At 44.0% G+C, this 6643-nt stretch carries 7 protein-coding genes; 1 reads left to right on the top strand and 6 read right to left on the bottom strand.

The window, feature by feature from the left end:
* Window positions 1-978 (top strand): ATP-binding protein (locus BUB59_RS14685; RefSeq protein WP_143160435.1); only part of this gene is annotated, 978 nt, incomplete at its 5' end.
* Window positions 979-1191: 213 nt separating this feature from the next.
* On the opposite strand, the gene BUB59_RS14680 is transcribed toward BUB59_RS14685, so the two are convergent.
* The 6 genes from BUB59_RS14680 to BUB59_RS14650 form a co-directional block, all read right to left on the bottom strand.
* Window positions 1192-1464, bottom strand: coding sequence for a UPF0175 family protein (locus BUB59_RS14680; protein WP_073231373.1), 273 nt, complete (start codon window positions 1462-1464; stop codon window positions 1192-1194).
* 650 nt (window positions 1465-2114) lie between these two features.
* Window positions 2115-2879 carry an FISUMP domain-containing protein gene (locus tag BUB59_RS14675; protein WP_159433388.1) on the bottom strand — a complete coding sequence of 255 codons (765 nt, stop codon included), beginning with the start codon at window positions 2877-2879 and terminating at the stop codon, window positions 2115-2117.
* Between the two features lie 395 nt (window positions 2880-3274).
* Entirely contained in the window at window positions 3275-4114 is an 840-nt protein-coding gene (locus BUB59_RS14670; RefSeq protein WP_073231369.1) for a TIGR02147 family protein, read from the bottom strand.
* A 371-nt stretch (window positions 4115-4485) separates the two neighbouring features.
* The gene (locus BUB59_RS14665) at window positions 4486-4977 is read right to left on the bottom strand and encodes a PIN domain-containing protein (protein WP_073231367.1); all 492 of its coding nucleotides are present in this window, start codon (window positions 4975-4977) and stop codon (window positions 4486-4488) included.
* A 3-nt stretch (window positions 4978-4980) separates the two neighbouring features.
* Entirely contained in the window at window positions 4981-5253 is a 273-nt protein-coding gene (locus BUB59_RS14660; protein WP_073231365.1) for a UPF0175 family protein, read from the bottom strand.
* Between the two features lie 482 nt (window positions 5254-5735).
* Entirely contained in the window at window positions 5736-6413 is a 678-nt protein-coding gene (locus tag BUB59_RS14650) for a hypothetical protein (RefSeq protein WP_073231360.1), read from the bottom strand.
* Window positions 6414-6643 lie beyond the last annotated feature (230 nt).

Raw genomic sequence — 6643 nt, 5'->3', positions numbered from 1 at the left:
CGCTTCCTGGAAGACGCTACCGAACTTGACGTGGACTGCATCAGCGACGGCAAGCACACTGTTGTTGGCGCCATCATGGAACACGTGGAACCCGCAGGCATTCACTCCGGTGACTCCGCCAGCGTTATCCCGCCCATGACCCTCTCCAAGGACCTGCAGGAAAAGGTTCGCGGCTACGCTAAGGAATTCGCAAAGGAACTCCATGTGGTTGGCCTCATGAACATGCAGCTGGCCGTCAAGGATGGCGAGCTCTACATGATCGAAGTGAACCCCCGCGCCTCCCGCACCGTGCCCTTCGTTTCCAAGTCCATCGGCGTGCCTCTGGCAAGCTACGCAAGCCGCTGCATGCTGGGCGAAACTCTGGAAGAAATCGGCTTTACCGAAGAAGTCCACGTTCCTTACGTCAGCGTTAAGGAAGCCGTGTTCCCCTTCGTGAAGTTCCCGGGCGTCGACGTTACCCTGTCTCCCGAAATGAAGTCCACCGGCGAAGTCATGAGCCTGGATCGCGACCGCGGCCTTGCTTACCTCAAGAGCCAGCTGGCATCCGGCAACAAGGTTCCCGGCCAGGGCAGCATCTTCGTATCTCTCCGTGACGAAGACAAGGAACGCGCAGTACCTCTGATCCGTCAGCTGGTGGATCTGGGCTACAGCCTGTACGCCACCCGCGGTACCTCTACCATGCTTTACAATGAAGGCATCAAGACCCGCGCCGTGTTCCGTATCTCCCGCGGTCGCCCGAACCTGCTGGACCTTATGCACGACGGCGAAGTGCAGTGGATCATCAACACCACCGAAACTGGCGCCGAAGCCATGGTGGACGAAATCCAGATGCGCTCCAAGGCAGTGGTCAGCGGCATTCCTATCACCACAACCATCGCAGCCCTCACCTCCACCGTGGAAGGCCTCATGGACAAGCACGACTACGGCCGCTTCGAAGTCTGCTCACTGCAGGAGTATCACCGTCACATCGTGAAGTAAGAGGATGTCATCCCGGACTTGTTCCGGGATCTCCTTTCACTAAAGTGTCATCCTGAGCGAAGCGAAGGATCTAAAAGCATTAAAGGACTTGAGTTCATCTCAAGTCCTTTTTTTATGGGCGTTGCGACGCGCCAAAGAGAGTTTCAAGAATGTCAAGACGGTTGATTTTGAGAAAAGAAATTATTGGAGTTGAATCAGAAACGACAATCATCCCTACCTCTTGGAAAGTAGTTCCATCACATTGCCTGCGTCCTGTTCAACTTCTTCCCAGCTCTGGTCAATATACGGGATTCCCTCGTTCCCATACAATTCAATCAGTTCCCACTTGGAAATGCCCAAAATTTCGGCGGCACGACCATGCGAGATTGTCTCGTTCTTGATAAAGGGGTACAGCAACAACGCATTACGACGGAGCTCATCGCACTTGTTTTCGCACACCATGAAATTCATGATGTCCTCCGGGACTTCCATTGTTATTGTCGCCATAATCGACCTCCTTCGCTTCCCGCTAATATACATCTTTACAGCATTCCAGGGAAGGTCTTGTACTTTTCCCGAGACCCTTTTTTGAATACAAATATTCTCTACGCAAACTTCGGTATGGAATTCGCCACTATTGGCAGAAACTGCTTTATTCATTTTTTCCTCCGGTCGCTACAGACTTGAAAAGCGACGGTTTGATTGGCTGTGTCAAGTCATTTGACACTGTATACTTTCCGTGTTTATGACCATCCGCAGTCAAGCAGGGGCAGTTCAAGCGCAAATTCTCCCAAAACCGCCTAAATGTAAACTTGGGGCAACATTTGGGTAGGATTTAAACATTGTGGGTATACAGAGCCTTTTTATTAGTGCTTTTTTTGTTCACTACTTTTAGCCTGTCAAAATTAGTCCATTGCCGTTTTCAGGCTAGAATCGCCATATTCGCGTTTTGGGATACCTCTGGACTCACGAAACATTGTCCAAATAGTTGACATGGTTTTAGCCCCAAAATCAGCCCAGAATCGCGCCGTGGAATCACAAATAAAGCTGTTTTTGCTATTCCTAAAAAGACCGCCAGAAACAACGAAAAAAACGAGTTTTTACACCCGTTTCGTAACCCTGGGAAAACTCGTTTCCAATAATGTCTACAAACACCCCTACTCAGAGTCCTTGACACAGCGGACAGAAAGTCCGTCGTTTTCGTTATCGGCACAGACACTTATCATTCCTGCAGAACTATTGCTGAATTCGACTATCACAGGACAGTCATTATTTCTTGTATCTATGGTAGATGTCCAGAAATAGGCGGAAGTTCCGGGCTCGAAAAACTTTTGGAATTCTGCGGAATATTCGCCGGCAGGCAGAGCGGCAAAGCCGTATTTGTCAATTGCTTTTTTCCAACCTTGGGCGGCATAATCGTAAAATGCCGAATAGCCCCCATTTCCACTGAACGGCCATTCCTCTATTGAAGGAAGGTGCCATCCTGAAGGACATACAGAATTGGCTGCCTTGAGAGTATATAGGCGCCCATACTTGTCGCAGTTTTCCGTCTTGTTTTCGTTACACCAGCTCTGGACTCCGTCTTCCATTTCGTAGTTGAGGTTTTCAGCCATCCAGACGCCTTCTTCTAATTGGACCGTCTTATAAGTTTTGCTATCACGGGAATCGTCCATAACGGAATAGTCGTGTTCGCGTTTTGTAGGCTCTGGAGCCGATCCTTCGCTGATTTCGTAGGTGATTCCGCTGAACCGAACAAACTTGACATTCTTGTTGTTCGCATCAATGTCGAACCAGTGATCACTATAGCACGAACATGTCGTTTCCATATGATGCTCTCCGTATTCGATTTCCAATGTATCACCGGAACGCTTTGTCAACAGGTCTGCTTCAACTTGACAGAGATCCATTACGTTCAAAATCATCACTTGGTAATTTCCTTTACCGTCTTGAAGAATGTAAGCCTTGGGCAATTCTTCTGATGAGTCTTCTACACTAGCAATGAGGGCAGATCGTTTAGCTAATACTCGTTGCTCTAAACCAGATGAAATGCAAAAGCCGAGTTTCAAGCCTCGTTTAGTGTCTTCTGCAAACGCATTTGAAGACTCTGCTTTGTCACTAGAACTAGATTGCAACTCACTTGATGAAGAATGTTTGATGTCTACGGAACTGGACGAATTATCTACGGAGCTCGAAGAACTATCGTTCTGCGCCACGGTGTTGTCTATTTCTGTAGTCCCCGCCTCGTTAGGAGAATCGGAGCAGGCCCAGAGCAGAGCTACGGATAAAGCGATTACGAAATTTGTCTTATTCATATTCATTAGCCTTTCCTTGATTCAATGTTGCTAATCTTGTCTGTCAAAGGGAAAATTTGCAAATTCATTTGGTAGACCTGATCTATCTTTTGACACTCGTTGGCAATGTCGACAATCTTCTTGCGGAAAATTTCGATTTCCCTGGTGATACGATCATAAGTGCGCTTGTCAATGCCCATGGTGATTCCCGAAAAGTTGCGTTCCTCGACAGAATCGTTGGCGATGGAGCGTGCCGCCAGTTCGGTCATCTTTTTATTCATGGTTCGAATGACAAGGGGTATAGTTTCCTTGGAGCCCTTCACGGCCTTTTGCGTTTGCTCATATGTTTCGTCAGCATTCTTTTTGAGCAGGTCTGCCTTGACAAGGAACTGCAGGGTGTCGCGGACTTGTGCCGCCGTCGTCTCGCTACGGATTTTGGAAGCGATCTCACCAAAAGTAGCTCTCGGCATGACGGGCGCAAGTTCGCGGACGATAGGACAGGTCGGGTCTTCATAGTAGCGAAATGCATCTGCATCAATTATTCGGATCTTATTCATGCGGGCTTCGCGTTCAAGCGCCATAAGGGCCGCTTCCTTTTCGCTGTCGTTCTTGGCGTTGCCAAATCTTACGAGCAAGGCGAAATAGGTGAAATCAAAACCTTCTAGATTCATGGCACGAGCCACCTTAGCGACACCCGGCTTGCTCAAGCTTGTTTTGCCATCGCAGACCAGTTTCAGGTATGCCGGAGAAGCAAAACCAGCAAGGCTTGCGAATTTACGCCATGTGAAGTAAGAACTTCTTTTGCGTTCTTCATAGAAGTCTTGCATATATTGGCGGTAGTCTTGATATTCAGTAACGGGTCTCATGTTATGAAAAATAAAACAAAAATAGCGATTTTGCAACAAAAATCACCGTTTTTCAAAAAATTTTCAAAAGAAAAACGAATATGATACAAATGCGTTTCATAAACAACTTACAAGAAATCAACTTTCCACATTTGCGTTAGCCGGGCTCTGTCGGGCTAAGACACTGTATACCTTTTGTGTTTATGACCATCCGCAGTCAAACCGCAGTCAAGCAGGGTCAGTTCAAGCGCAAATTCTCCCAAAATCGCCTAAATGTAAACTTGGGGCAACATTTGGGTAGGATTTAAACATTGTGGGTATACAGTGTCACTAAATTTATACAAAAGTTTGGGCGTTGCCCTTGCCGTGACATTCTGTCCGACATTGCCAAACTACTTAGTCAAGTCAATCAAATACTGCAAAAATTTAGGAGAAATAAAACGGTCGCTATCCTTCAAAAGGGCTACATAATTAAGGATATCGTCCTTTGAAAGAATCGCCCTTTTATATGCCGTTGCAATAACGCCGACGACTCCAGTCATCGAAATGCCAAGCTGTTTTGCGACCATGCGTCCGTGTGCTTCATCCATAAGCAACAAATCCGAGTGAGACTCTAGACAAAGCGTTAATGCCTCGCTTTCGCCCAGATCAAGACCGGTTGCCTTTTGCAACAGACTGACCTTCGATTCGTCTTGCACCGGTGTTACCTGCAAGAAATCACAATTTCTTATTATTTCGGCCTCGTTGAAAAAAATTGGATTCTGCGTAAGTTCCGTAAACACAGCTTCAGGAATTTTCACGGAGCCGTACATCAATTTCAAAAGATCCAGACGGCCTATTTTTAGCAGCGTAATAATTGGAGTCGTATCAGAAACAACAATCATCGATCAGCCTCGGTCCATGGCCATTTCGCAATTAGCGATATCTTCTTCCAAATCTTCTATTGGAGAATCTATAAAAGGCATGCCGAAGCGCTGGTAAATTGAGATAAGGTCGAACTTGTTCATTCCAAGGAGTTCTGCAACGCGGCCCCTGGAAAGCACCCCATTTTTCACGAAGGGGTACATCATCAATGCCCTTTGTTCATTCAGCAAAAACGCGTCCTTTGTTTCAAAGAACGGCAAAGCCTCCTGCGGGACTTCCATTGTTATTGTTGCCATAATCGACCTCCTTCGCTAGCCACCAATATACATTTTTACAACTTTCCTGGGGAGGTTTTACACTTTTTCCGCCCCATTTTATTGTCAGCTACCTAGTTTTGGGGAAGCTTACATAGGAATTTTTGATGTAAAGGAGAGCGTCGAAAGCACTCACAAGCCAGAACAAACTAAAGATCTAATCGCAATACAGAACAATCTTGTGATGTCAACAACTGAAAAAATAGAAATACCGGATTTAGTGTATGTGCTAGATGATGTACTTACAACAGGAACTCATTTTAAAGCTATAAAGAATAAAATTTTGGAAATAAACCCAGACATCCGTGTTATTGGGTTATTTTTTTACAAACCCGAAGGTCCCCTAGACTACTATAAATACCTTCGAGAAAACAATAAGAACGGGTAAAGAAAGGCTGGTTTCATTAATATCTTCTATTGCTGCACTGAAGGTGCAAGGATTTAATCATTTATTAGACAATAAACTAATTGTTTTTTAGATTTTTGGCATTACCTTTCTGATTTTTTCTTTTATAATATTTATCAAATTTATTTATCGCATTTTCAATTTCTTTTTGTTGCGATGGCGTTAATGCGTCAAGATCATCTTTGAAATCATGACCAATGGACCAACGATAAAAATCCTCAACACTTAAATTTGGGGGCAAAAAGTATGAAAGTAATGAATCATAAGGAATCTCCATTCTCAAATCAACCAATTTCCCATCAAAATAGAAAAAATCTAAAGGCGACGCCAAAGAATCTACCAAGAAATTTGGTTCCATTTTTTCGTCATAGGACCCCAAAAAATATGTTAGATGAAATGATTCTTTAGAAGAAAAACATTGTCCTTTTTTTCTCGCACGAAGTTCTGAAATAGGGAGCCCAGAGTTTTCTCTATCTTTCCAATATTCAGAGCCAACTCCAATATTCGTGCTTCTTTTACCTATTAAAAAATCAAGGCCACTTCTATAGATAAAATAAGGGACAATGCGAATATCACAATAAGATAGATTTTTTCTTTTTTTCTCTTTCATACCTCTAATCATCCCTAGCGCAACAAACTCTGCATTCAGAGCTTTTTCGCTAAAAGCATTTTGAAAACTAGACATACCATTTTCTGCACACTTGATTTTTTGGTTCTTTAAGAAAGAATCAGTCATTCCTTTTGTCAAATTAGTATATTCTTGATTTGAACAAAATAATTTAAAATATCTAGCTAAAATGAAATTTTTCTTAAAAAAATGGCCGTAAAAAAGATTCTGGCTCCTGTCTACATAAGAATATAGACCTTTAGGTATAATGGTTCACTTTTTTCAACAGAAAAATTTGCATTCTTAGTTGAACTTGTTTGACTTAGGCAACATTGCCCAAACGAACCTTCTTGAAATAT

It is taken from the genome of Fibrobacter sp. UWEL (assembly GCF_900142535.1).
Lineage (GTDB): Bacteria > Fibrobacterota > Fibrobacteria > Fibrobacterales > Fibrobacteraceae > Fibrobacter.
Note: the sequence above shows the minus strand (reverse complement) of the source record. Positions and strands in the feature narration are given on the sequence as shown.